Annotated in this window: 2 protein-coding genes and 1 pseudogene; 2 read left to right on the top strand and 1 reads right to left on the bottom strand. The window is 46.3% G+C overall.

Annotated elements, in window-relative coordinates:
• Both EAO33_RS08775 and EAO33_RS08780 read left to right on the top strand, forming a co-directional pair.
• On the top strand, window positions 1-204 hold a 204-nt coding region (locus EAO33_RS08775), incomplete at its 5' end, for a hypothetical protein (protein WP_162982281.1).
• 240 nt (window positions 205-444) lie between these two features.
• Entirely contained in the window at window positions 445-2,247 is a 1,803-nt protein-coding gene (locus EAO33_RS08780; protein WP_120946402.1) for a porin family protein, read from the top strand.
• Window positions 2,248-2,565: 318 nt separating this feature from the next.
• On the opposite strand, the pseudogene EAO33_RS08785 reads toward EAO33_RS08780, so the two are convergent.
• Window positions 2,566-3,466 (bottom strand): annotated as a pseudogene (locus EAO33_RS08785) (hypothetical protein); the annotation flags it as partial.

Consider the following 3,466-nt stretch of genomic DNA (forward strand, 5'->3'; position numbering starts at 1 on the left):
AAAGTCTTTTTTGAAGTGCATTTAGAAAAGATTTTACAAAAGCAAGATTTAGAGAGTTTTTTATACTTTTACCACCTTTTTAATGCGACTAACTTCTTGGAAACACAAGAACAACGCACAAAAATCCTTGAGGTGCTTAAAAGCAATGAGGACAAAAAAGCAGACATTAATGCCTTTAAAGCTTGTGTATGCCACTCAGTGTAAGATCACTCTAGGTTTAATTTTTTTACATATGAGGGTGGTTACAATCCTGACTGCCTAGTGCTACAGGTGGGAGTAGCACAAATGCGCGCCCAATCTTGCTTTTAGCAAAACTTAAAGAGTTTGCACCCAAGGGCGCGCAGGCTAAATGGGGAGTAACATGCTTGACTCTGCTAACACCCAAGCTCCTTAAAGTTCAAGTTAACCCAGTTTTATTATAACGCGGGTTTTTGAGGTGGATACATGCAGAAGCGTTTTTTCTCTTTGGTGTTGCTTGGTGTGTTGGGAAATTTAAATGCCCATCCCAAAGATGGTTTTTTTGTGGAAGGAGGGCTGATGACGGGACTTTTAGAAACCCGTGAGGACATTAATGCAAAACCCCCCTGCCCGCTTGGCATCATCTGTAGCCAAGAATATATGCAAGATGCCACCCCCACTTTCACCCAAGCAGCCCTAGACAATAGGAAAAATCCCATTACCTTTAATACCACCGCTCCAGTAAAGATACAACTTACCCAGAAGGGTTTGCATGTGGAGAGTTTTCTACCCTACAATCTACACAATGTAGATATTTACATGGACACAGCCAATGGCCAAAAAGTCAAGGTAGGCATGATCAAGGATTTGCCCCAATTTACCCAAAGTGTGCTCGCAGAGGATTTGCTTCCAGAGATTGCCAAGCTGGGGGGCAATGCCAATTCTATCTTCAGTCTAGCTCCCTCTAGCTCTTCAGATCCCACCACCACACAGGTTTTAGACAATTTGGCTAAAATCACGGTAGATATTGAGGGCAAAATCGCCCAAGCAGGGGCTGCAGGTAACACTACTTGGGCTATCCCCACGCCCACACAGGCAAAAGAGTTAGTGGAGACATTTTTTAATCTCACTGCCATGTTAAGCTCCCCCCAATTCAAAAACGCGCTTTTAAACTCCCCCTTTGAATTAGTGAATGGTCCGGGAGACTTTAAGCCCAATGTGGTCCCCAACGCACAAGGACAAATCACTAACCCAGCTTACCAAAAGTATGTGTTAAACAAGCAACAGGTCTATGACAAATACATCGGTAAAAAAACCATCGTGATCGACACCCTAACCCCCCAAGCTCCCTACGAAGGTCTAGGAAGCCCCGGAGTCTTTGGGATTCAAAGCTCTTTAATCAATCCAGCCACAGCCAAAATTTTGTCCACAGATAATATAAATGGCAACACATGGCCTATCATCACGGTGATGCATGAATTTGGGCATGTCAATGGGTATAGTCATAATGGTAACATGACCTACCAAAATGGTTGGTATCCCTCAATTGGAGCCCCCGAATCAAAAGACGGGGCGCAGGCAGCCTGGAAGTATTATAAAATCGATGGTCGGTATGTGCAAGCAGGCATGGGAGGTATCGGTGTAGATGTGTGGACCCAACTTGGCAAGGCGGGGAAACTGCCCATTAATTACAACCAGCTTGCTAGCCAAAGCACTCCTGTTTATCCCACAGCCTTTATGCGCGCTTTACAAGGCGTTCTCTCTACCCATAGCTCTAACGCCTTAGCAATGGTGGGTTTTGACATCAAGGGGGGTTACCAACAGTATTTTAACGACTATTTTGGCTTGGCTTATTACGGGATTTTAAAATACAACTTTGCTAAAAAAATGGGTTTTGTGCACACCATTAACCAAGTGGCTTTAGGGGTGGGAATGGACGCGCTCATTGATTTTAAAACCCGCTATAGCACCTACCACCTGCGCGCTAAGAAAAGAGGGGCATACGCTGTGCGCAAACTTAAAAGTGCCTTTGGGGGTTTCTTGGGCTTTCGGGCGTTGTGGAAAGGCTACGATTTGGGTATAGGTTTTGCCAATAGTGGTAACTTAGACCTGACTACGGGCTTTAATTACCGCTACAAACATTCTAAATACAGCATAGGCATAGCCCTGCCCCTAATCCAGCAAAATGTGCGTGCCCAAATCAACACCAAAACTTTGGTGGGTGTTTTGGGGATTAAGGAGGGGGTGGAGCACTTCAATGTGTTTTTCAATTACGGCTGGGTGTTTTAGCCATAGCAACAAGGATCGATTAAAATTAGCCATGTGCTAAACGCAAACCTTTGTGCACGCCCGCTCTAAAGCCTGCAAGCAACTAAGCTATGGGGGTGGTTGGCTAGTAGCGCAAGCTTGCTCACCAAGCAAGGGATAATCTTTGGGGCATCAACCAACCGCAATAGGGAAAACATAAGACCCTAAATAGATCGCTCTTGTTTAAAGCCACAATTTCCGCTTAGAATCCTCTAGCTTTAACTATGGAGAGCCCGAGGAATCGAAGTTAAGCATAAACCCCACGCTTAAGAAACTACTACAGCACACAGGTTTGAATCCCTACTTTAACACATAATCTCCACTCTTGACACACACAATGCGGGTGTTGTGGATACTAGGGAGCACACGCTTACCCTTAAGCAGTTCCTCTACTTCATATTGGCTACAAGTGCCCTGGTTAGGGCGCACCACAGCTTCCACCCATGTTTTGTATTCCGGGCTATTCTTGATCTGATCGTCTAAATATTTTCCCTCATAGACTTCTACAAACTGCATAAAATCCGCGTCTAAATTGAGCCCATTTTTTTGCACACTGGTGGTGCGCTCGGCTTTATTTTCTGTGAGTTCTTGCACATAGTAGGTTGGGGTGGACGCGCCTACTTGGAGCGGGCGTTCGTAGGTCTTTGTGGTTTTAATGGTGGTGGTGGAGTAGGTGCTGGTCCACTCTTGGGTGGTGTTGGGATCAATGCGCAAGCACTGGCGCGTTTTAGCTCTATAGCACAGGCGTTGGGAATAATTGGCTTTGGAGAGACTAAAGGTGTGGGTGGTTTGTGTAGGACCTAGAGTTTCTATTTTGTCGGGCAATGGGGTGTAGGCTAGGGTGATCTTACCGCTCTTGCTGGTGCTAGGATCGCTTTGTAAATTGCATGGGGTTAAATCCAAATACTGCCCGCTGGCTTTATCCAAGCTGCGCACAATAGTTGGGCGCGTGGCTTCCAATTTGGCATCATCATAGCTCCAAGTCCCACAAGCAAATTCTTGCAAATCACCCATACCCACATTGGGGAGGGGCATCTGTGTGGGAGGAGGGGTGGCTTGGGGGGTGGCTTGTTTGGCTTGGGGAGTTGTCTCTGGCTTCATCTCAGGCGGGGTGGGGGTTTGGGCTGTATTTTCCAAGGGACTCTCTTGGCTTGCGCTTGGAGGCGTATTTTGCTTAGACGCGTTGTCCTGGGGCGGATTC

The organism is Helicobacter labacensis (assembly GCF_003660285.1).
Taxonomy (GTDB): Bacteria; Campylobacterota; Campylobacteria; order Campylobacterales; family Helicobacteraceae; genus Helicobacter; species Helicobacter labacensis.